Consider the following 22,008-nt stretch of genomic DNA (forward strand, 5'->3'; position numbering starts at 1 on the left):
GAAACTAACCCCATTAAAATTCAATTTCTGGCGCCCAAAAATGTTTTTCTAAATCTATAATCTGATTGTCTTTTATAACAATACCTTCACTTTCGAGAAGTTGCTGCATTAAATTAGTTCCGTCAAAATGGTGTTTTCCAGTCAAAAGCCCTTTTCTGTTTACGACCCTGTGAGCCGGAACATCGTCCATATTATGACAGGCATTCATTGCCCAACCCACCATTCGGGCAGAACGAGCCGTTCCTAAAGCTTTCGCAATAGCGCCATAAGAAGTTACTTTTCCGTACGGAATTTGTCTGGCGATCGTATAAACTCTTTCAAAAAAATTATCTTCAGCCATATGTTTAGATTATTTTACCATTAAGATATTAAGGTTCATTAAGGCAAAGTGTAACTTTTTATTGAAAAAACAATTAAGAAAGTGAAGTTTTATAAAGTCGGGCTTAATTTCTCTTAATCTCTTAATGGTTCAATATTATAAAATCTAAATTTTAATCTTTAGAAAATATTTTTACCCAAAGTAGTAACTCAAGATATTAAAAAGCGTTGCAATAGCAATTAATCCCGTGATGCTTCCTATTATAGTATTCATGTTTCGCATGAGGTAATCAGTTTTCTTTTCGATTCTTCCAAAGAAACCAATATAGCTGTACAAAGCAGCAAACGAACCCAAAACAGATCCGAATACAAAAGTGAAAATAATGTTGTTTTCGAATGCAAAAAGATGATAAGAAGCCAGCGTAACACTCACCACAACATAATAGGGAATCGGGAAAAAGTTCAGGCCTGAAAGTAACATTCCTAAAAAGAAACGGCTTTTTTTGCTGCTCTTTTTGATCTTCGATTTTTTAGCTTTAGGTTCCTTAGCGATAAACAAAAAGTAAATCGTTAGAATCGAAAAAATTGCAAACCCAACTTCGCGTAAAAGCGTTACCACATCCGGGCGATTGTCAATTACCTGAGCAAATAGAACCGCTAGGGAAACCTGAAAAAAGATGACTAAAATCGCACCGGCAACAAACCATAAAGCGTTCTTTTTTCCTTCTTTCATGTTCACTTTAGCTGCTGTCATGTTGATTAAACCTGGCGGAATAATCCCAATGAAAGCGGCAATAAAACCTGAAAGTAATGGGGTAAGTAATGCCATTCAGTTATTTAATGGGTTGGAAAAAACGTTCTTAAAATTAAATTAGTCTTTAATTTTAAAGCGAATATACGTAATTGCCTTGTTAATTTCTAAATATTGTTTCTCGTAAAAAGTCTGAAAAGCAGTAACTTCCTCAGGACTTCCTTCGTTTGTATACACGTTATGATTCGCGTATAAAACCTCATGTCCTTCACCGTGAAGCAATCCAAGAGTATAACCGTGCATGAATTCGCTGTCGGTTTTTAGGTTAACAACACCGTCTTTTTTAAGGATTTTTTTATACAATTTCAAAAACTCTGAGTTTGTCATTCTGTGTTTTGTTCTTTTGTATTTGATTTGTGGATCCGGAAAAGTAATCCAGATTTCATCCACTTCATTTTCATTAAAAATATGGTTGATCAATTCGATTTGAGTACGAATAAAAGCAACATTATGAAGTTCGTTTTCTACAGCAGTTTTAGCACCTCTCCAGAAACGCGCCCCTTTTATATCTATACCAATAAAATTTTTGTCAGGGTATCTTTCTGCTAATCCAACAGAATATTCACCTTTTCCACATCCTAATTCTAAAACTAATGGATTATCATTTTTAAAGAAATCAGAGTTCCATTTTCCTTTCAAAGGCATTAAATCGCCTACAACTTCTTCTCTGGTTGGTTGAAAAACGTTTTGAAATGTTTCGTTTTCTCTGAATCTTTTTAGTTTATTTTTACTTCCCACTTTTACAAAAATTTTCAGCAAAATTAAGGAATATAAACGAATGAAAATAGCGCAATTGGGTTTTAAAGTTTTTTGCCACGAATTTTAATGATGGATGTTCTTTTTTGCCACGAATTACACTAATTTTCGCGAATTCATTTTTGTATGTATTGTGGACAAAATATCGAAATTCCTGGCTGTTTTTTTTTGCCACAGATTTCACAGATTAAAATGATTTTTTAATTATAATTGTCTAATTAGTGTAGCCCCTACGGGACAAACTTACGGTCGTTTTTTTACCAATATTTAATCTCTACGAGATATACTCCGTTAGGAGTTAAATATTGGTAGAAAATAATAGTTACCACGCTAGACATGTCCCGTAGGGACTACACATTCATATTTACGATTAATCAAAAAAATCATTTTAATCTGTGAAATCTGTGGCAAACTTTTTTACCCGTAATGCGCCTCAGTAATAGGTTTTAATTTAGGATCAAGCGTTTCATCGTGTTGCGATAAATCAAGACCGATATGTTCATTTTCTTCAGAGACACGCAACGGAATAATAAAGTTGGTTACTTTAAACAAGAAATAAGCCCCGAAGAAAGTAAAGATAGAAACCAAAACCAATGCCATCATATGGTGTGCAAAAACATTCCAGCCTCCGTGCAATAAACTTGCATCTTCGCCATGAGCAAAGATTGCGGTTAGGATCATTCCCATAATTCCACCAACTCCGTGACAGGCAAAAACGTCGAGCGTATCATCAAATCTTTTAGAGAAACGACAATTTACAACCGAGTTAGAAACCAAAGCCGTAACAAACCCAAAAAACATACTTTCAGGAACTGATACAAATCCTGCAGCTGGCGTTATGGCAACCAAACCTACAACAGCCCCAATACAAGCACCAAGAGCAGAAACTTTTCTTCCGTTCATTCTGTCAAAGAAAACCCAGGTTAACATCGCAGCGGCAGATGAAGTTGTTGTCGTTGCAAAAGCCATTGCGGCAGTTCCGTTGGCAGCAAGAGCAGATCCAGCGTTGAACCCGAACCATCCAAACCATAACATTCCGGTTCCTAATAATACAAACGGAATATTGGTTGGGATATGAGCGCTATTTTTTCTTTTTCCTAAAACAATAACTCCCGCCAAAGCAGCAAATCCGGAACTCATATGTACTACAGTTCCTCCGGCAAAATCTTTCACGCCAAAATAACTTCCTAAAATTCCTGTAGGATACCAAACCGAATGGCACAAAGGAGCATAAATAAAAATGGTAAACAAACTGATGAAAAGTAAATACGATATAAATCGAACACGTTCTGCAAACGAACCCGTAATAATTGCCGGAGCAATAATCGCAAATTTCATTTGAAACAAAGCAAATAACATAAACGGAATTGTACTGGCTAATTTTTTATGAGGCAAAACGCCCACATAATCCATAAAAGCAAATGTTGTTGGATTTCCGAAAAAGCTGTAAAAGTGTTCGCCTGAACCAAATCCTACAGGATCTCCAAAAGCCAAACTAAAACCCACTACAACCCATAAAAGCGTTACAACGCCCAAACAAATAAAACTTTGCAACATGGTTGAGATCACATTTTTTCTGCCCACCATTCCGCCATAGAAAAAAGATAATCCCGGAGTCATGATCAAAACCAGACAACAGGAGGTTAACATCCAGGCAACATCGGCAGGAACAATATGATCCGTTGTTCCAAATTCAGATAATACGTAACTGTTTTGAGTAACAGTTGGCCAAAATGCACCGGTAATACAAACAATACTTATAATAATAAAGGAAATGACCCAGCGTTTTTCTATTTTCATTTTTCAGATACTTTATTGAACCCTATTTTTTTTGGGGTCAAAGTTAAAAAAAAATAAAGATTTTGATTTTCAAGGCTAATAAAATAGAGGTTGATCTTTTATTTTAGTCAATTTTGTAATATTCGATCCATTTTTTTGAGACTATCTTATTTTGAACTTCTAATTTACGGATAAAATTGCCAATTGTATTATAATTAATTTGATATCAGATGTTCTAAACCACTAGAAAAGTTAGGATTATAAAAACAAAACCCAAAATTGTTTATTTTTTCTGAAGCTTCGCAATCAAAACATCTTCGATAGGCGCTTTTATCTTAGTAACAGTGTCTGCTTCTGGATTAGGGATCGTCATCGATAAAACATAATGCTGAATTTTCCATTCTTTCCCCACTTTAACCAAGACACCAGAACCACGGCAAATTTTCATCTGAGTATTTAGCAATTCATCAAACCACGCAATTTTTCCTGATTTGTCAAAAAAGATATGACGTTCCAAAGCTGTAAAATTCCAGGTAGTTCCTTTGTCGAAAAAGGGTTTTGCCCAAACTTTAAAATCTTTTTTAGTCCAGTTTTCTGTAGCGTCAGTTCCTATGAAAATTCCGTCTTCGGCAATTAAATCAAAGTAAGCGTCGAATTTTACATCAGCAGCCGCTTTGTGCCAGGTATCAAGGGTTTGATTGACTTTGTCTTTTTCAGAAGTTTGTGCATTTGCAAAAGTCGCAACGAATAATAGGAGGAGAATTGATTTTTTCATGAGAGGTTTTATTTGGATTTAAAGTTAGCAAAAAATCTTTTGAAAGGAGCAAAGGGACGTAGGTTCAAAGATGCAGAGTTTTTTATTGGGATTCGTTTTAATCGCGCAAAGTCGCAGAGTCGCAAAGTTTTTTCCCTTGCCGATTTTAAAACTTAGCGCCTTTTCGCGAAATTCTAAAAGCAAAAATTTAAAAAACTTAAAATTTAAGTTAAGCCAAGTCTCAAAGAAAATAAAACTTTGCGACTCTGCGCCTTTGCGAGATTATATTACAAAGCAAAGCAAAACTTAAATTATCTTATATCACTTATATGGTGGAAAACTTTACAAAAACCAGTATATTTGAGAGCTTTAAAAATTTACATCATGAATCCAAAAATACTTATCACCTCAATATTTGTTACTTCCTTAGTTTTTACCTCTTGCAAGAAAGAACTGGAACCACAGGAAAATACACCAACATCTGAATTAGTCAAACTAGGATTAGCAAAAGACACCACAAAAATACAGCAACCGGTAGTTCAAAATCCTGCCACGAATCCCAATACCGTAATGGGAGCAACGCAAGGAATAAATCCTGCACACGGACAACCCGGACATCGTTGTGATATTGCCGTTGGTGCGCCATTAAATTCGGCTCCAACGCAAGGGCAAACGACTACGACTCAAACTGCGCAACCTGTACAAGTAAACGCAGGGCAACAAGTAACCACAACAACCGTAACGCCAGCCAAAGTTGCCAAAGGAATGAATCCTGCGCACGGACAACCCGGTCACAGATGCGATATTCCGGTTGGAGCACCTTTAAACTCTCCTGCAGCAAAACAACCTGTTGCTAATACGGCCCAAAGCGGAAGCACTTCGCAAAACTTTACCGTGACGCCACCTGCAAACAATGCGGTTCCGGCCTTATTAAGTACCGAAGAAGTAGCCACAGCAGACGGAATGAATCCTGCTCACGGAAAACCCGGACATCGTTGCGATATCGCCGTTGGAGCTCCGTTGCCAAAATCATAATATTACGTCAATAATAATCTGGGCGTGCCACCAATAAAAAAAGGGGCCAACTATGCAAATCGCTTAGTCGGCCCCTTTTTTTATTGCTGTCGGGCTATCCGCGCTACTTCGGTAGCCAGCTTCTATCCCTCACGCAAAAAACATCGATTGTGTTATAACAAATATACGTGTAGTCCCTTACGGGACATTAATACTTACTATATGTTTTTTTCTACCAATATTTAACTCCTAACGGAGTTATTATTTAAAATATCAATATTTTCAATTATTACCCACAATTTCAGGCGTGGGATAAGGATAGTGAAAAATATATTGTGTTCGAGCGATTGAAAACGTTGGCAATGTTTATAAAATGTGAAGTCTCTTCTATATAATATAGTCACTAAAAAAATATCTCGTAGAGATTACATGTTGGTAGAAAAACAATTTGCGAATCACAATTTTGTCCCGTAGGGACAACACAAAAACGTTCCCAAATTTATTCCCATTTGTAAACCAATAAACCCTTATTCAATTTCAAAAATCGCCTGAATTTCTAAAGCCGAATTGATTGGTAACGCAGTCGCACCAATAGTGGCGCTCTTGCATGTTTTATCCCTATGGGGAATGTCAGAGAGTTAAGCTTTTAAAAAATAAAATCATTGCAAATAAAATCCGTTTTTATCCGCGTTTTTACGAAGTAAATCTGTTTGATCTGCGTCAAAAATTAGACGCTGATTTTACTGATTCGCTAACGCGAAAACGCTGATAAAAACGGATTTTTTCTAATTACTTTGCGATCTCAAAGCAAAGCGTAATTCATAAAGCTTTGTGACTTTGCGTAATCCTTTGCTCCCGATAGCTATCGGGATTGCGGTAAAATTTTCTTTTATTCAATCTCAAAAATCGCCTGAATTTCTACAGCCGAATTGATCGGCAACGAAGCTGCGCCAATCGTTGCTCTCGCATGTTTTCCTTTTTCTCCAAAAACCAAAGCCGTCAAATTCGAAGCCGAATTCATAAGTCCTGCATGTTGCGTATATTCAGGAGTGGTATTAAAATATCCTGTTAGTTGCACACATTGTTTTACTTTGTTCAAGTCGCCTCCGCAAGCTTCTTTTAGAACAGCAAATACATTCAGCATCGTTTGGTATGTTGCTTCCTTTGCCTGATCTTCTGTAACTGTTGCGCCAACTTTACCCGGATTTAGGATCTTTCCGTCTTTCAAAGCCACCTGATTAATATATACCTTATGATCCGAAATCGTAAACGGAACATAATTCCCTACTGGTTTTGGTGCTTCAGGAATAACAATATTATTGTCTTTTAATGTTTTGTTGATATCGCTTTTACTTTCAACCGAAGTTGTTTTTACGGATTTTATATTCTCTGTATTTCTCAATCCAGAAGCTACTCTTGCCAAAGCTTTTCCTTGTTCTTTAGCCAGATTCAATTCGCTTTGCGACGGGCGAATTCCTGTAGATCCGACCAATGAAGTCGCTCCAAAAGGCGTATTTCCCTGAGGAACCGTTTTGTCTAAAGTAGCCGTTCCCATTATTCCGGTTGGTACGATCACCATTCCGTGGGAGGCAAGAATATTCCAGAAAGACAAAATCGCAGCTTCTTTTCCTGCCCCAGATCCTGCCGACATAAATACAGTTGCCGGTTTTCCTTCTAAAGTTCTCGAAGTCCAAAGCGGAATACTCTGGCTGAAAAAGTAATTCATATCAGCGCTAATATTCGCAAAATGCACAGGACTTCCAAAAGCGATTCCGTCATAATTGGCCAATTCTTCGATCGTTGCAACAGGTAATTTCTCTACATCAGCATTTAGTTTCTCTTTTGGATTTATAGATGGAACACGTTTTAAAGTCGCTTTTGTATTTGGATATTCCTGAACTCCATCGGCAATTGCTTTTGCCATTTTGTAAGTTCCGCCGTTTTGAGAATAAATCAAAACCAGCACATTTGTTTCCGATGATTTTGTTTGCGCATTGGAACCAAAACCTATAAATATTGCGATTAATAATACGAGTAGTTGCTTTTTCATAAGTGTAATTTTAAATAATTTGTAATGAATAATCTCAATTAAGAAGCTTGGTTTATCTCAAAAACCAAGTTGCTTTTTTGGGACTGCAAAATTACTTCTTACAATCCCGAAAAGCGTTATTATTATGTTAATCGTACTTTTATTTAAAAACAACAAGAGCATAGATTAGAAATTAAATCTTTTCAATATGCGGGAGAAATATTTAAACACATAGAGACATAGGATTTAGGAATGAACAAAAGAGAATTAAATACAAATCAAGATTTGACACATAGCTATGTGTGTTTAAGCAAATGAAATGTCTTTTCCTAAACTGCTAGAATCTATGTTTCTATGTGTTTAAAAAAAATAGACAATATAGATTAAAAATTAAAATCTGCTCAATCTGCGAGAGGAAAAAAAATAAACACATAGAGACATAGGATTTAGGAATGAACAAAAGAGAATTAAATACAAATCAAGATTTGACACATAGCTATGTGACTTTAAAATAAATGAAATGCCTTTTTTTAAGTTTACAAATCCTATGTTTCTATGTGTTTAAACAACTCAATCCAAAAAGTTAAGTTTTAATTTTCTAACTTCGAGGAAACAAATCGCCTTATTATGAAAAAAGCAATTGTATACGGAGCAAGCGGACTGGTAGGATCGTATATTCTCGAAACGTTGTTGAATAATGCCAATTACGAACAAGTAACAATCGTGGTCAGGGCAGCAATTAACATTCAGCATCCAAAACTAAAAACTCTGATAGGTGATTTTAATTCATTGCCCGAAGTTGTAAAAGGCATTCAAGTTGATGAAGTTTTTATAGCACTTGGAACCACGCAAAAGAAAACACCCGATAAAAAACTATATTATCAAATCGATCATGATTATCCGGTTTTGGCGGCGAAATTGGCCAAAGAAAACGGTGCCAAAGCAGTTTTTCTAGTTTCGGCAATTGGAGCAAACGCAAAGTCGTCGATATTTTACACCAAGATGAAAGGCGAAACCGAACAGGATATTATCAACTTGAATCTTGATCATACGCATATTTTTCGACCATCGATGATTTTAGGAGACAGAAAAGAAAGCAGACCTCTGGAAAAAGTATTTATTGGGATATTCAAATTCATCAATCCTTTGTTTGTGGGTGGAATGAAGAAATACAAAGGAATAGAGGCGAGCGATATCGCCAAAGCAATGGTCAATAGTGCGAACCAACTTAGCGAAAAAGTCAAAATATTGCATTGGGAAGAAATGAACGCTTTATTAAAATAAAAAATGGCATTATCTTAATTAGAGATAATGCCATTTGCATTTGTTTGTATATTGATTAAAACGCTTTCTGTTTTTCGAAAGTCGTCGTAAGAGATTTTTTTGCTTTGGCAAGAGCGCCGCTAAAAGCTTTTTCAAGCGTATCGGCGTGGTCTGTTACGGTTAAAGGTTGCAAATTGGCTACACGAACTTCAATCACGCATTTTTTATCGTTTAAGCTGAATTTTTCTCCGTTTTCATCGCCAAAATGTACTTCAATACGGGTTATTTTTTCCTCAAAACGAGCTAAACCTTTTTCTAATTCTTCAGAAAAATAAGTTGCTAATCTTTCGTGTCCTTCGATGTTCTTGTCGGTGTTGATTTGAATTTTCATAATCGGTTTATATTTAATGATTGTTTCTCAAAGCTATCTTTTTTAGAATGAAAAGCCAAGTGAGTTAATAAAACATTATGAAAAAATGTTGGAAAATTTTAAGCCTTTTTTTGTGAGACCTGGCGATTGTGAAATGTTATTATCGAACGCGGATTTAACGGATTCACTTCGTGAAAACGCGGATAAAAACAGATTTTTTTATTGTATTTTTTGTCATGCTGAGCAAAGTCGATATTTCATGCTGAGCTTAGTCGAAGCCCCGAAGCAACAAGCAAACTAAATTTAATCTTTTATATTCAGATAGAAAAACCATACAAATCCCAAGAGTTTTTTTGGTATCTTCGCAGTCCTAAATGCAAGAACTTATGATCTCAGAAAAACTTTGTGCCCGTGTGGTATGGTGGCGGTATTGGAAACAACTGCAACGCTCTTGCAGCGTAGGACACCTAACCTGCGCGGGTTTTATATTTCCTAAAATGCAAGATTATGAGTGTAAACACCCTTTCAAAAGAAACAGAATTGCGGTTAACCGAATTTTTCAACCAAGCGATTGATCCTGAAAATTTCGCAAAAGCAATTCGAAGAGTAAATTATCTTCTCGCCATGTCTTTAATGCGAGAATGCGAAACTCTGCAAATCGATACAAAATCAGTCGAAGACGGTTTTTATTGGTTGAATGAATTAGCAGAAATTCTAAATCCTTATTTGGATGTTGAATAAGTAAGAATGAGAAAAGCCACTGAAAAGTGGCTTTTTTTATTTTGTGGTTTACTTTGCTTTTTCCGCCTGTTTTGTCATTCCGAAGAATGAGGAATCTCCGCAAGTAACTCCGTTGCAATTAAAGTAATCTACATTTTTAGATTTTCTTAATTCTAAATTTGGTAATGTGTTCGCATCCATCACATTTAAGAAAGCTATTATCATCTACAAACATGTCTATCTCAATTTCGTAATCACAAACAGGACAATTGTAAATAATATCTATAAGTTTAATAGGCGGATTAATTACAGTTGGAGTTTCTAGGATTGAATGTTTTATCATGTTTTTACATTAACCTACCGACATTTTCGCAGACTCTTTCCATAGATAATTTGGCATTGGCTCATTTAACTCCCATTTAATGTTCATTGGTTTTTGGTCTTCATATTCTTTGAAATTGCCTTCTCCAATAAAAACATATCCCATTGTATTTCCCTTTTCATCATTTGCTTTTTCTCTGATGAAAAGTAAAATTTTCTTATCATTTTCTTGTTGTTTAATATAGGATAAACCTCTACCAATATCGGGTCTTGAAGAATTTTGACTTTGCCAATGAAATAAAGTTTCACTTATTGCATAATCGTCATACATTGTAGTCGGAGAAAAGTTTTCTTCTGATTTAATTAAGTTAATAAAAAGTAGTTCAGTGTTTAAATTAACATTCTCTGCCACACCTTCTCGACTGGAAGATTTTTTTTCAAAATTACTTAGTCCAAATGCAACTAAAATTTGATCTCTTGTGTATCTCGCATGTAATCTTAGTGGTTGATCATATGGTAATTTAATTTCTATTTCCTTGAAATCAATTCTATCAATTAATATTTCTAATACTTCAATAATTTCATCAACTAAAATTTTATTTTTCCCAATTGCTTTAATGCTCAATTCTAATGATTTAAATAAATCATGATTTTGCCATACATCATAATGCAACATAAGTAACATTGTTTTTTCGTTAGCACTAAAATCATCAAGATGAATATTAAATCCTTGCTTTGCTATTTTAAGAATAAAGTTGAAATAATTCGTTGAACTTGTAGAAAGCCATTTATTACTTATTGCAGAATAAATTTGTTTTTCATTTATGTTTTCAAAATCATCAGTTATTCCTGCTCGTTGACATAATCTTGACCAGCTATCTTTTTTATAAATCGTTTCAATAGGAATATGATATAATTCAATAAAATTATTTAAAGTTAATGGTAAATTAGTTTGATGTTGAAAATTTATAATTTTAGTAATTAATTGATTTACATTTAATGAAGTAGCTTTTTTAATGTTTTCAAGAATTGTTTCTTTTGTTTTTTTCTCCAAAACAATGGAGCAGCCTAAAGGTAAATGAGGAAAATCATCTTCAATTTCTTTTTGAACGGAAGTTGTTGTTTTGCCAATTAATGCTCTGAATTTACTTTCGAAATCATATTCTGGTCTCGAGTTTCCAACAAAATCTAAAACAGTTAAACAATCCTTTCCTTCTGCTAAACGCAAACCACGACCTAATTGTTGAAGGAAAACGGTTAAACTTTCTGTTGGTCTTAAAAACAAAACAGTATCAATTTCAGGAATATCTACACCTTCATTGAAAATGTCAACTACAAATAAATAATTGAATTCTTTTTTCTTGAATTCTTCTCTAATTCTGTCTCTTTCACTGGCATTTTTAGCGGTTAAATAATTTGCTTTTAATCCTGCCAAATTAAATTTTTCAGTCATAAAAATAGCGTGTTCAATGGTCACACAAAAACCGATCGCACGAATATCATTTATGTCATTTAGATATTTATTAAGATTTGTAATTATTTCCCCAACACGAATATTGTTTTTAGTATATAATGCTGTTAATTCGCTTGCTACATATCTACCTTTTTCCCATTTTACATTTGTCAAATCAATACTATCCGTAATTCCAAAATATTGAAAAGGACTTAACAGTTTTTTGTTTAATGCTTCAGGAAGTCTTATTTCTGCTGCAATACGATTACAGAAATCATCTAGGATATTTTCATTATCCATTCTTTCTGGAGTTGCAGTTAATCCTAATAAAACTTTAGGTTTAAAATAATTTAGAAAAGGTCTATAACTTGAAGCCGATCCGTGGTGCGCTTCATCAAGAATGATGAAGTCGTAATAATCTGGAGAAAGGTTTAGATCTTTTAATCTATTATTTAAAGTTTGTACTGAGACAAAAAGATATTCATTAGAATTCGGCTCAATTCCATCAACCCATAAATCACCAAAGTTATTATCTTTTAAAACTCCTTGAAAAGTTGCTTTTGCTTGTTGTAAAATTTCTTTTCTATGTGCTACGAAAAGCAATTTAGAGGATTTATTATTGTTCCTGAAATTCTTGTAATCAAATGCAGATATTACAGTTTTCCCTGTTCCCGTAGCAGCTACTAAAAGGTTTCTATATCTATTATGAACATTCCTTTCAACTTCTAGTTTTTCAAGAATTTCCTTTTGATAAGGAAAAGGTTTAATATCAAAATAAGCCGTGGTAAAAGTATATTCTTTTGAAAATCGACCTTGTTTGAGAGCATCAACTAATTTTTCAGAATGAATGCTTTCATCGTATAATTCAAAGTCTGCATTTTGCCAATACGCCTCAAATGTTTTTTTAAATTTATCAATGATATGACCAACTTCTTTAGTCGTAACTTTTAGATTCCATTCTAGTCCATCGGTTAAAGCTGAACGAGAAAAATTCGAGGAACCAATATAACCAGTATGAAATCCTGTATTTCTTTGAAATAAATAAGCTTTTGCATGTAAACGCTCATTTCCTGTATTATATGAAACTTTAACTTCTGTATTTTCTAATGATGCCAAGAATTCGACAGCTTTCGAATCTGTTGCACCAATATATGTAGTTGTAATTACTCTTAGTTTTCCTCCTCTTTCTGTAAATTCTCTTAATTCACGTTCAAGAATTCTAATACCTTTCCATTTAATAAATGAAACTAATAAATCAATTTTATCCGATGATAATATTTCTTTTCGTAATTCGCTTTCTAAAGTTGTTCCTGCATTTCCTCCAGTAAAAAGCTCGCTATGAATTAGCCTAGTGTAAGGTGTAATTTCTTTTAAATGTAGATCTAAGTCTTTAAAATGAGCATCGACTTTTGTAAAAACAGCGTTTAATATTTTTCCTTCTGTTTCAATTAAATCACCTTCAAATTCTGCTTTATCTAATTCATCTCTTAAAAATTGAATTATTTTATTCGAAATTTTTATTTGATTATCTATTAAGTCAATTTCTTTTTGTCTAGGTAGATTTTCTAATGCATATTTGATGACTTTGCCAATATGTTGTGATAATAATTGAGAGGCTTCGGCTTTGTCTATTGAAGTTTTTTTTATTTGAAATGTATCTTTATCTAATTCGTTTATTTTGTAGTTTATCAGTTTGGTAACTAATTCTTCATATAATCCTTGGTTCATATTTCAAGTTTTAAAAATTCTTCAACGATTGGTAAATCTGCTTCTGCCCAATCAAGTTTTAATAATTGTGATCTTTCTAGTAATCTGTAATCTTTATGTTCTGCTAATTTTATTTCACCAGAAATATACTGAACTAAGAATGGAATTAAATTGATTTTAAAAGTACCATAATCATGAATATTATTTGTCAATTTTTGTAATACTTCGATGTTGATATTTATTTCTTCTTTTATCTCTCTTTTTATACAGTCTATTTCACTCTCATTAATTTCTAATTTGCCGCCAGGAAATTCCCATTTTAAAGGTAATTTCATTTTTTCATTTCTTTGCGCAACGAGAATTTTTTCATCCTTTAAAATAATTGCACAAGTAACATTTATGATTTTAGACATTTTTTAATAATGCGATAAATGATTTATAAATTCTAATTTGGTAATGAAGCTTAATATTAGTGAAATATAATCACATTAACTATTCTTATTAATTTTTAAGAATTAAGATTTTCAGGATAAGCAATATTGAAATAGTTTTTGAAAGCCTTACAAAGTAATTCTTTATCTACTTCAAATAATTCGTTTCTAACATCCCAATCTTTAATATATTCTTCATCGCTTTCGCTAATTTCTTCTCCATAAAATTTTCGAGTTAAAATGTCACTTAACAAAACGCTGTTGCAATGAGAATACTTTGGATAATATTTCTCAATGAATGCCCAATAATCAAATTTATCATCATCTTCTTTTTCTTCTTTACCATCTTTCTCTTCGAATTCCTTGATTACTTCAAATTCAAGCCAGCCCATTGCTTCGCCAATTCCTTTATAAAATGCATTTCTTTCTACCCAAGTTTCGAAAGTATACTTTTTTAAGTTGATGATTTTTTCAAAATCATCTAAAGGTTCATTATTATGAAATTTCCTAACTTGATCTTTTCCGAAAATTATTTCTGCTAAATATTTCATTTCTTGATAATGGATTTTGTTACTAAAAAATATTTTAAAACATGCTTGATTCAAATGTAGTTTTTAGTCGAAAATTGAGCCGCTTACAATTGTCCTCATTAATAATAATTTAAAATCAATATTATTTTAGTTTTGACTTTCTTCCATAAAAAAAACACCAATTATTTCTGACTGGCGTTAATTAATATTTCTAAACTTCTTATGAAAACAAAAGCCCTAGCCCTGATGGGAACGGCATCCTTTTGTGGCGGGGTTCGCCACAAAAGATATAGTGGACAGCAGGAAATTGCTCCTGAAAATTGAAATTCCAATATTTAAAATTACAAATTCCAAAAAAGCAAATCTTTGGCGAGTTGCTTACGGAGATTCCTCGTTCCTCGGAATGACAAGATTGTGGAGAATTAGTGGTTGTTATCTTAGTTCGTGATAGACAAGATTGGTTGAGTTTTTAGTGTGATTCCTCGTTCCTCGGAATTGACAAAATTGAGTGAATTGACGATTGTTTGCTTGTTTATTTATAATGACAAGATTGTCGGGAAAGTGTTGCAAATAATATTACTTATCCTTCTTTCCCCATTTAATTTTCATTTTTCCATCATCACCATCAAGTGCAATTAAATGCAGAACAATTCCTCGGTCGCGAACGGCGTCGCGTTCGGCTTTGGTGGCGAGTTTGATGTCGTTTTTGGAGTTTCGGAGTGGGATGGTGAGGGCGAGATTGGTGCCTCGGCCAAAGGAATAAATACCTTCGGCATCGAGGTTTAAGACGCTGGAACTAATGGTGAAATTATTGACATCGATTTGTTCTCCGCGCAATTTAAGATTGCCGGATAAATCGCTAAACGTAATATTCTCGACATCGCGGAACGGAAAAGCAAACTTGCCAATTTTTACGATAGGTTCAAAGTTTAACAAAGCGCCCTGATTGACGTTGAACGTTAGATTGCCGTGCATAGAATTGGTGATGAGTTCGCCATTGCTATTGATGAATCCGGTTACATTGGCCTGACTGCTGAGTTTTCCTTTGATGTTTTTAGGGTTAAAAGACGTAACGCCAAAGTTGTTGAACGACTTTAAAAAACTCGCAATATCTACACGATTTACCTGCGCGTTGGAGCTAAAGGCAAAGTTTTTTCCGCTTGGTTTTACTTCGCTGTTAAACGTGATGCTTCCGCCGGAAGTTTGCAGCGAACCGTTTTTTATGACCAATCTCGAATCGATCATTTGCACGGTTGCGGTGGTATTGGTCGCGGTTAGTTTATTATAATTGATGTTATCGGCTTTGATGTCGATTATTACAGAACATTTGTCGATTACGGTTCTTAAATGGTTCGAAATCGTTGGTCTTTTGGCGGTTTTGGCAGTGACTTTTGTGGTTTGAGAAGTCGCCAAAACGCCCAGAAATTGTTTTAAGTCGATATTTGGGCAATAGATTTTCCAGTTTACGATCATTCTTTCGGGTGCATCATAATAGAGGTTCAGGAAATTGTCGATTTTTCCTTCGATGAAAATCGTGTTTTTATTGTGTTTATAAGTAATTTGTTTGATGAGCAAAGCTTTCTCTGTAAAATCAAGATGTATGTTGGTTTTTACGGCATGAACATTTTTTGGTATATAATGAAATGAGGCATCATCGACATCGATTTTACCAATAAAACGGGGTTTTGTAATGTACAAATCGACTATATCAAACTGAAATTTCAGGTTGGCTTTTGCATGACCGGCCGTAAACTGAATCCATTTGTCGTTGCTGATTTGGTTGAGTCTTTCGATATCGAACTCTGAACTTACGTTTCCGGTTGCCAATGGTTTTTCGAGATTGTTAATCGCTAATTGGGGAATCGTAAGCGGAATATTCTCGTATTCGCCCGCAAATCTCGTCAGGATAATAGCCGAATTGGCGTCGTTGTAACCGTCTTTTGGTTTAAAATTATTGGTAAAAATTCCTTTAAAATTACATTTTTTGATTAATCCGTCCGGAATACTCAATTCGTTGTCTTTTATGATCGCCTGAACGACAATTCTGGGATCTCCTTCGGCATTAAAATCGCCTTTTATATCGCAATTTACGTCGATAGGTTTACTTAAATTAAAGCGATTTAGCTTCGAGCTGATATTGGCAGACAGTACATTCGACGCATTTTGCCATAAAATAGAAGTCCCAATATTGATTCCGAAAAGGGCATTTCCTTTGGCAAGATTAAAAAATGCGATAATGTCAAACGAGTCTGTTCCTATTTTTAGATTTCGGGTTACGACATCAATTTTTTCTTTTTTGGAGGAATACGAAACATTAAAAGTTCCTTTGAGTTCTTTTTCTTTGGCAAAACTGCCGTGTACGGTATTAAACGCTAAACTCTTTATTTGCGTATCCAGAAAAACATCGGTTTGCCAATCGCTTCCGTCATAATTTACTTTTGTATTTAAACTCGCAACATCAAAATCAAACAATTTATGCCCAAGCCGATTGTCAAGAATAAAATGAACATCGTTGAGGTCGATTTCATCAATTGTCGTTTCTCGATCAGATTTATTTTCGGGCGTTTTTTTCTTTTTAGGTTTAAAGATATCGGCGTTCGAATAACCGTTTTCGGCTTTATAAACATAAATATCAGCGTCGTTGATGAGGATTTTATGTATGTTGATTTCGTTGTGCAATAAACTCCAAATGTTCAAACGCGCTTCGACTTCGTTAGCTTTCAGTAAAGTATGTTTGTGCGTTGCCCATTGATTGTCTTTGAGCTCGACATCTTTTAAGGCTAAAGTAAAGTTTGGGAAACCGGTTAGAAACTTATAATGAAAATCGCCAATGTGGAATTTTCCGTTGATGTTTTCGTTGATTTTTGTGTTGATCTTGGCGATGATTTCGGTTTTATTTCGGTTGAAATAAATGGATAATCCGCCACACGCAATTAATAGTAATGCAATAAGTCCTAATATAAAAAAGCCAAAACGCTTTGCATATTTTTTAAAGTGGACTGATTGAAAGAAGTTTTTTATATGAAGTAAAGTTGATGCCATCTCGAAGAAATTTTCTGGATCATTAAAGATAAGTTAAAAAACCGACGTTATTTTAAAAATATGGCCTTGGATATGTTGTAAGGTATAACTTATTTTTAAAAAATATGGGAATCGTATAATAAATGACAATACATTTATAATTAAAACTAATTTAATAATGGTGTTTCATTAGTATTTAATTTTTAAATTTGTACTCTAGTTTGAAAACGAAAACAATTCAGACAATAATTTTAAAAGATAAGAAATTATGGCATTAGCAATAACAGATGCTACTTTTGATGAAGTAGTTTTGAAATCAGATAAACCAGTAATGGTAGATTTTTGGGCAGCATGGTGCGGTCCTTGTAGAATGGTTGGTCCAATCATTGACCAAATCAGCGAAGAATACGCAGGTAAAGTAGTTGTTGGTAAAGTCGATGTAGATGCTAACCAGGAATTCGCTGCAAAATATGGTGTGCGTAACATACCTACCGTTTTGGTTTTTCATAACGGTGAAGTAGTAGGAAAACAAGTAGGAGTTGCTCCGAAACAAACCTACGCAGATAGTTTAGACGCTTTGTTGTAATCGTAAGATTATGATTTATATAAAAAAGGTTTGGCGAAAGTCAAGCCTTTTTTATTGGAATAAAATTGAATTGAGCATATTTTAAACACATAAGAACATAGCTTTTCTAATGTAATAAAAAGGCATTTCATTTGTGTGAACACACATAGCTATCTGAAAGAAAGGTGTTTCTTTGTGTATTCTTTTTTTCGGAATGTAAAGCTATGTCCCTATGTGTTTAAATAAATTGGCGTAAACAATAAACAAGAGAAAGTCAAGCCTTTTTTATTTTAAAGGTTTTTTTTTGCCACGAATTTCACGAATTAGCGCGAATTGCTTTGAGCTTAACATTCAATTTTACGAATTAAAATGTGGTATTTTTTTACCACAAATTTCACAAATTTTCGCAAATTATTTATTTGATACTGATGAAATTTTCACGCAGATTTGGCAGATTAAAGCAGATTTATTTTTGATATTAGTTATTAATAAATCTGTTTCCATCTGCTTAAATCTTTTAAAATGGGTGTAAAAAAAAATAATTCGTGAAAATTAGTGTAATTCGTGGCAAACTTTTATCGTAAATGTAGTTCCTGAATCTTGCTGAGAATTTACTTCTATTTTACAATTTATGGCGGTGGCGAGATCGCGAATAAGATGCAATCCCAGACCGGATTTGATACCTATAACTTCTGAGTCGTCGTATAAAGCTTTGAATTGTTCCTGAGTTCCTCCTTTGCCATTATCTGTGATTGAAAGATAAGTTTGGTTGTTTTCTTGCCAGGCTATCCAGATTATTTTTCCGTTTGGGGTTTTATCGAGTGCTTTTATGGCGTTTCCGGTTAGGTTTCTAATGATGGTTTTTAGGTAATTTTCATCGGTATTTAAGATGATGTTTTGAGGATCTTCAAATGAAATATGGATATTTTCTATTCCTGAGAAATGTTTCTGGGTTTCTTCGAATAAAATAGAAATTTGAACTTCTTTAAAATGAGGCTTGAAATTTTCCATTTGGCCTTTGCTCCATAATAAAATATCTTCCATTGAGGTTAATAGATTTTCGGCGCCGGTAATGACTTTGGTTTGCATTCGTAAAGCTGTGGCTTCGTCGATCAATTCCGGACTTTCTTTTTGAAGGTGTAAAAAGTGAATTAAATTTGAAACGGGGCTTCTTAAATCATGATTTAAGATACTAAAGAACCTTGCTTTTATTTTATTGGCTTCGTCAAGTTCCTGATTTAAAAGCTGTAATTTCTGATTGGTTTTTTTACGGTTTTGGTTTTGTCTGAACAATAATAATCCAATAATGCCAACGAGAATTAATCCTGAAATTAAGTAGAAACGCTGCTTTTTGGCTTGCTGAATCTGAATGTTTTTGATGGTATTTTGAGTCGAAAGGTTTTTGATTTTTTGTTGTTTGCTTTTGTTTTGATAATGTGCTTCGGCATTGGCAATACTTTGTTTTGCTGATTCCTGCATCATTTCGTCATTAGATTTGCTGTAGATTTCGTTATAATGAAAAGCCTCTTTCCAAAGCCCTAATGCGGCATAACTTTGAGATAGTTTTTTATTAATATTTACAAAGGATTCCTTATCGTAGGTCAGGGCATTTGTTGAAGCTTTTTTTAAGGTTTCGATAGCTTTTTTGTATTCTCCTTTTTCATACAAAACTGTTCCTAATACGGCATTGGCTTCCATCAAAATTTCTTCATCGTTTGATTTTTGTCCAAGCAAAACCGCTTTTTTAGCATAATTGTAGGCTGTGTTTGTTTTTCTTTCGTTTATGTAATGGTCAGACATACTTCGATTGGCAAAACTCAAATTAAGAAAAAGCGAATCTTTAGCGGTTGGATAAGTGTAAATTAAGTTGTAGTATTTTTGGATACTATCTGGTTTTTTTAATGCGACAAAACTCTGCAAGTAATAATTGCATAAAAAAGCATTTACATAAGGAGAATTTTTAACATAAGGTTTTGCTTCGTTTAAATATTCAATTGCCTTGCTGTACTGCTTCATTCTTGTATAGGAGCTCCCAATTTGCAAATAGGAAATTCCAATATTCTCTAAATTTATTTTGTCTTTTTTAAGGAGTTTTTTATAAGTTATGGCCTTTAATTGATATCCAATAAAAGTTTCATACTTAGAATTATTTTGGTAATATTCGGCTAAACTTCCATTTAACACAGCTTTTGAATAATTACTTTTGGTTGTGTCAAGAATTTGCTTAATGTAATTGATTAAGGCTTTTCCTTTTACAGTATCTCGAATGGAATAATAAATGTAATTAAGGCGCATTAAAGCCGATGTCTCATTTTTTAAATGATGGGATTTTTGAGCATATTTCCACGATTTTTCATAATTGATCAGTGCTTTTTCATATTGGTTATTACTGAATTCATAAGCTGTTCCAGTGTAAAGATAAAACCGACTAAGATAAGCAGGATTGTTTTTAGAAAGTGAAACTCCCTTTTGAGCAGCAGATATAAGTTTCGCATAATCTTCTTTTTCTAAAAGAGTGTCGGTATATTTTAACCATACTTTTAGTTTTTGATCGACAGTTTTATATCGTGCCAAATTAGGTTCTTCCTGCGCAAAAACAGTCAGGCTGATGAGGGACAAAAACAAGAACCCCATTTTTTTCATGAGAACAGGTTTAGGTTTTCCTTATAACTTCTTCCAACCGGAATGGCGACATTGTTGTTTAAAATAATTTCGGTTGAATTGATCTTCTGAATAAATTGTCTCTGAACGGCAAAACTTCTGTGAATTCTAATGAAGGATTGAAAATGGTCTTCTTTCAAAAGATTGCCAATACTCGATAAAACGCAATGTCTTTTTTTATCGGTGATAATCAAGGTATAATCTTTTAAGGCTTCGAGATACAAGATTTCATGCAATTTGACTTTCGTTTGTTCGTGTCCTTCTTTAATATAAATCGTATCACCGCCAATACTGGCTTCAAAAAGAGATGCTTTGAGTTTGATCTCCATAAACTCTTCAATCCTGCTTATGGTTTGTGCAAATCGATCGAGTTTTAATGGTTTTACGATAAAGTCTAATGTTTCGATTTCAAAACTTTCAACAGCGTGTTCAGGATGTGCAGTTATAAAAATACAAACCGGAATTTCGAGCGTTTTTTTTCTGAACTCAATTCCGCTTAAACCAGGCATATCAATATCCAGAAACAAGATGTCGACTTTTTGTTCTTCAATAAATGGAAGCGCATCTTCTGCCGATTCAAAAACACCCAGAATATCCAGAATAGGAAACTTTTTGGCAAACGATAACACCGTAAGTCTGTCTATTTCGTCATCGTCGATAATAATACAAGTGTATTTTTTGGTCATTTGGTTCGGGTTTTATGTCGTCTGTCTATTTAAAATGTTGTTGGTCTATTAGTGGTTTTTCGGTTGATTTTAATCCTGCAAATTTGTCTCGTAATTCAGTCATCATATAAAAAGAAGCTTCTTTAACTATCATTTGACTTTTACAAAAATAACGCTATTGAATTAAATAAGAACCATTTAATGAATTATTAAAACCAAAATTATTATGAAATTTTCAAAAACCATTTTCACACTTTTATTAGTCGCAATTTCTACAATCTCATGCAGCAGCGATGACGGAACAAACGGAATCGACGGAGTTGACGGACTAGCAGGAGCAGCAGGAGCAGCTGGGGCAACAGGAACAGCAAATGTTATTTATAGCGCATGGATAACTGCTCCGGTAGCAATTGCAGAAACTATAGACGGCGCGCCGGGAATGTCTACTTTTATTAATGCGCCACAATTATCAGAAGATATTCTTGCAAAAGGAACCATACTGGTGTATATGTCTTTTGGATCAGGAACTTTTACCTTGCCGTATACATCAAATGCCGGCGGAACTACCAATACTATTACGGCTATTTCTACTGCCAAGAAAATTAAATTGTTCAGATTTACACATAGTGGAGTAGGAACAGTGAATTTGCCAACAAGCCTTAGCTGGCGTTATATCCTAATTCCGGGAGGCGTTGCTGCTGCAACTGCAAAAACGGCAAAACTTGATTATTCTAAAATGAGTTATGAAGAAGTTTGTGCACATTTTAATATTCAACAATAATCTTCGAAACAAGATAAGTAATTCAATCTATTGAACTACAATAAAAACCAACCAAACCA

The 22,008-nt window shown here is 33.9% G+C and carries 19 protein-coding genes; 5 read left to right on the top strand and 14 right to left on the bottom strand.

The window, feature by feature from the left end; genetic code table 11:
* Positions 1-13 precede the first annotated feature (13 nt).
* The 5 genes from QLQ94_RS06725 to QLQ94_RS06745 form a co-directional block, all read right to left on the bottom strand.
* Positions 14-340, bottom strand: coding sequence for an MGMT family protein (locus tag QLQ94_RS06725; RefSeq protein ID WP_271337478.1), 327 nt, complete (start codon positions 338-340; stop codon positions 14-16).
* Between the two features lie 171 nt (positions 341-511).
* The gene (locus QLQ94_RS06730) at positions 512-1,147 is read right to left on the bottom strand and encodes a LysE family transporter (protein ID WP_271337479.1); all 636 of its coding nucleotides are present in this window, start codon (positions 1,145-1,147) and stop codon (positions 512-514) included.
* Positions 1,148-1,189: 42 nt separating this feature from the next.
* Positions 1,190-1,867, bottom strand: a complete 678-nt coding sequence (gene trmB / locus QLQ94_RS06735) for a tRNA (guanosine(46)-N7)-methyltransferase TrmB (RefSeq protein ID WP_271337480.1) — start codon at positions 1,865-1,867, stop codon at positions 1,190-1,192.
* A gap of 435 nt (positions 1,868-2,302) precedes the next feature.
* Positions 2,303-3,685, bottom strand: coding sequence for an ammonium transporter (locus QLQ94_RS06740; RefSeq protein ID WP_271337481.1), 1,383 nt, complete (start codon positions 3,683-3,685; stop codon positions 2,303-2,305).
* A gap of 262 nt (positions 3,686-3,947) precedes the next feature.
* Positions 3,948-4,439 carry a nuclear transport factor 2 family protein gene (locus QLQ94_RS06745; RefSeq protein ID WP_271337482.1) on the bottom strand — a complete coding sequence of 164 codons (492 nt, stop codon included), beginning with the start codon at positions 4,437-4,439 and terminating at the stop codon, positions 3,948-3,950.
* A 363-nt stretch (positions 4,440-4,802) separates the two neighbouring features.
* Between QLQ94_RS06745 and QLQ94_RS06750 the strand changes: the two genes are divergently transcribed.
* Entirely contained in the window at positions 4,803-5,453 is a 651-nt protein-coding gene (locus QLQ94_RS06750; RefSeq protein ID WP_271337483.1) for a hypothetical protein, read from the top strand.
* A gap of 868 nt (positions 5,454-6,321) precedes the next feature.
* Here the strand turns inward: QLQ94_RS06750 and wrbA are convergent.
* A complete protein-coding gene (gene wrbA / locus QLQ94_RS06755; protein WP_482499408.1) occupies positions 6,322-7,482 on the bottom strand; it encodes an NAD(P)H:quinone oxidoreductase in 1,161 nt (386 codons plus the stop codon).
* A gap of 606 nt (positions 7,483-8,088) precedes the next feature.
* On the opposite strand from wrbA, the gene QLQ94_RS06760 reads away from it, so the two are divergent.
* Positions 8,089-8,745: an oxidoreductase gene (locus tag QLQ94_RS06760; RefSeq protein ID WP_271337485.1), complete on the top strand. Its 657-nt coding sequence runs from the start codon at positions 8,089-8,091 to the stop codon at positions 8,743-8,745.
* 55 nt (positions 8,746-8,800) lie between these two features.
* On the opposite strand, the gene QLQ94_RS06765 is transcribed toward QLQ94_RS06760, so the two are convergent.
* Positions 8,801-9,115: an HPF/RaiA family ribosome-associated protein gene (locus QLQ94_RS06765; protein WP_271337486.1), complete on the bottom strand. Its 315-nt coding sequence runs from the start codon at positions 9,113-9,115 to the stop codon at positions 8,801-8,803.
* A gap of 486 nt (positions 9,116-9,601) precedes the next feature.
* Here QLQ94_RS06765 and QLQ94_RS06770 point away from each other — a divergent pair, with 486 nt between their 5' ends.
* Positions 9,602-9,835: a hypothetical protein gene (locus QLQ94_RS06770; protein WP_427402088.1), complete on the top strand. Its 234-nt coding sequence runs from the start codon at positions 9,602-9,604 to the stop codon at positions 9,833-9,835.
* A 48-nt stretch (positions 9,836-9,883) separates the two neighbouring features.
* On the opposite strand, the gene QLQ94_RS06775 is transcribed toward QLQ94_RS06770, so the two are convergent.
* The 5 genes from QLQ94_RS06775 to QLQ94_RS06795 all read right to left on the bottom strand — a co-directional run bounded on the left by QLQ94_RS06775 (position 9,884) and on the right by QLQ94_RS06795 (position 17,298).
* The gene (locus QLQ94_RS06775; protein WP_482499411.1) at positions 9,884-10,015 is read right to left on the bottom strand and encodes a hypothetical protein; all 132 of its coding nucleotides are present in this window, start codon (positions 10,013-10,015) and stop codon (positions 9,884-9,886) included.
* 151 nt (positions 10,016-10,166) lie between these two features.
* Positions 10,167-13,316 carry a DEAD/DEAH box helicase gene (locus tag QLQ94_RS06780; RefSeq protein WP_271336284.1) on the bottom strand — a complete coding sequence of 1,050 codons (3,150 nt, stop codon included), beginning with the start codon at positions 13,314-13,316 and terminating at the stop codon, positions 10,167-10,169.
* Complete coding sequence (locus tag QLQ94_RS06785) at positions 13,313-13,708, bottom strand: (deoxy)nucleoside triphosphate pyrophosphohydrolase (RefSeq protein WP_276598308.1); 396 nt, start codon at positions 13,706-13,708, stop codon at positions 13,313-13,315. The genes QLQ94_RS06780 and QLQ94_RS06785 overlap by 4 nt, the downstream gene beginning before the upstream one ends.
* Before the next feature lie 95 nt (positions 13,709-13,803).
* The gene (locus QLQ94_RS06790; RefSeq protein ID WP_271336286.1) at positions 13,804-14,277 is read right to left on the bottom strand and encodes a hypothetical protein; all 474 of its coding nucleotides are present in this window, start codon (positions 14,275-14,277) and stop codon (positions 13,804-13,806) included.
* 555 nt (positions 14,278-14,832) lie between these two features.
* Positions 14,833-17,298, bottom strand: coding sequence for an AsmA family protein (locus tag QLQ94_RS06795; protein WP_271336287.1), 2,466 nt, complete (start codon positions 17,296-17,298; stop codon positions 14,833-14,835).
* Positions 17,299-17,545: 247 nt separating this feature from the next.
* Here QLQ94_RS06795 and trxA point away from each other — a divergent pair, with 247 nt between their 5' ends.
* Positions 17,546-17,863 carry a thioredoxin gene (gene trxA / locus QLQ94_RS06800; protein WP_041516662.1) on the top strand — a complete coding sequence of 106 codons (318 nt, stop codon included), beginning with the start codon at positions 17,546-17,548 and terminating at the stop codon, positions 17,861-17,863.
* A gap of 531 nt (positions 17,864-18,394) precedes the next feature.
* Here the strand turns inward: trxA and QLQ94_RS06805 are convergent.
* On the bottom strand, positions 18,395-20,485 hold the full coding sequence (locus tag QLQ94_RS06805) for an ATP-binding protein (protein WP_427402086.1): 2,091 nt from the start codon (positions 20,483-20,485) through the stop codon (positions 18,395-18,397).
* The gene (locus QLQ94_RS06810) at positions 20,482-21,189 is read right to left on the bottom strand and encodes a LytR/AlgR family response regulator transcription factor (protein WP_271336290.1); all 708 of its coding nucleotides are present in this window, start codon (positions 21,187-21,189) and stop codon (positions 20,482-20,484) included. Before QLQ94_RS06810 ends, QLQ94_RS06805 begins: the two co-directional genes overlap by 4 nt.
* Before the next feature lie 205 nt (positions 21,190-21,394).
* Between QLQ94_RS06810 and QLQ94_RS06815 the strand changes: the two genes are divergently transcribed.
* The gene (locus QLQ94_RS06815; RefSeq protein ID WP_271336291.1) at positions 21,395-21,949 is read left to right on the top strand and encodes a hypothetical protein; all 555 of its coding nucleotides are present in this window, start codon (positions 21,395-21,397) and stop codon (positions 21,947-21,949) included.
* The last annotated feature ends 59 nt before the right edge of the window (positions 21,950-22,008 follow it).

This window comes from Flavobacterium sp. B114r (assembly GCF_056824125.1).

What these genes read in the sequence shown, in the direction of transcription:
- QLQ94_RS06805 (WP_427402086.1), bottom strand. Translation starts at nt 20,485, where the DNA reads ATGAAAAAAATGGGGTTCTTGTTTTTGTCCCTCATCAGCCTGACTGTT.
- QLQ94_RS06765 (WP_271337486.1), bottom strand. Translation starts at nt 9,115, where the DNA reads ATGAAAATTCAAATCAACACCGACAAGAACATCGAAGGACACGAAAGA.
- QLQ94_RS06795 (WP_271336287.1), bottom strand. Translation starts at nt 17,298, where the DNA reads ATGGCATCAACTTTACTTCATATAAAAAACTTCTTTCAATCAGTCCAC.
- QLQ94_RS06810 (WP_271336290.1), bottom strand. Translation starts at nt 21,189, where the DNA reads ATGACCAAAAAATACACTTGTATTATTATCGACGATGACGAAATAGAC.
- QLQ94_RS06785 (WP_276598308.1), bottom strand. Translation starts at nt 13,708, where the DNA reads ATGTCTAAAATCATAAATGTTACTTGTGCAATTATTTTAAAGGATGAA.
- QLQ94_RS06760 (WP_271337485.1), top strand. Translation starts at nt 8,089, where the DNA reads ATGAAAAAAGCAATTGTATACGGAGCAAGCGGACTGGTAGGATCGTAT.
- trxA (WP_041516662.1), top strand. Translation starts at nt 17,546, where the DNA reads ATGGCATTAGCAATAACAGATGCTACTTTTGATGAAGTAGTTTTGAAA.
- QLQ94_RS06790 (WP_271336286.1), bottom strand. Translation starts at nt 14,277, where the DNA reads ATGAAATATTTAGCAGAAATAATTTTCGGAAAAGATCAAGTTAGGAAA.
- wrbA (WP_482499408.1), bottom strand. Translation starts at nt 7,482, where the DNA reads ATGAAAAAGCAACTACTCGTATTATTAATCGCAATATTTATAGGTTTT.
- QLQ94_RS06740 (WP_271337481.1), bottom strand. Translation starts at nt 3,685, where the DNA reads ATGAAAATAGAAAAACGCTGGGTCATTTCCTTTATTATTATAAGTATT.
- QLQ94_RS06770 (WP_427402088.1), top strand. Translation starts at nt 9,602, where the DNA reads ATGAGTGTAAACACCCTTTCAAAAGAAACAGAATTGCGGTTAACCGAA.
- QLQ94_RS06730 (WP_271337479.1), bottom strand. Translation starts at nt 1,147, where the DNA reads ATGGCATTACTTACCCCATTACTTTCAGGTTTTATTGCCGCTTTCATT.
- QLQ94_RS06725 (WP_271337478.1), bottom strand. Translation starts at nt 340, where the DNA reads ATGGCTGAAGATAATTTTTTTGAAAGAGTTTATACGATCGCCAGACAA.
- QLQ94_RS06745 (WP_271337482.1), bottom strand. Translation starts at nt 4,439, where the DNA reads ATGAAAAAATCAATTCTCCTCCTATTATTCGTTGCGACTTTTGCAAAT.
- QLQ94_RS06775 (WP_482499411.1), bottom strand. Translation starts at nt 10,015, where the DNA reads ATGGATGCGAACACATTACCAAATTTAGAATTAAGAAAATCTAAAAAT.
- QLQ94_RS06815 (WP_271336291.1), top strand. Translation starts at nt 21,395, where the DNA reads ATGAAATTTTCAAAAACCATTTTCACACTTTTATTAGTCGCAATTTCT.
- QLQ94_RS06750 (WP_271337483.1), top strand. Translation starts at nt 4,803, where the DNA reads ATGAATCCAAAAATACTTATCACCTCAATATTTGTTACTTCCTTAGTT.
- QLQ94_RS06780 (WP_271336284.1), bottom strand. Translation starts at nt 13,316, where the DNA reads ATGAACCAAGGATTATATGAAGAATTAGTTACCAAACTGATAAACTAC.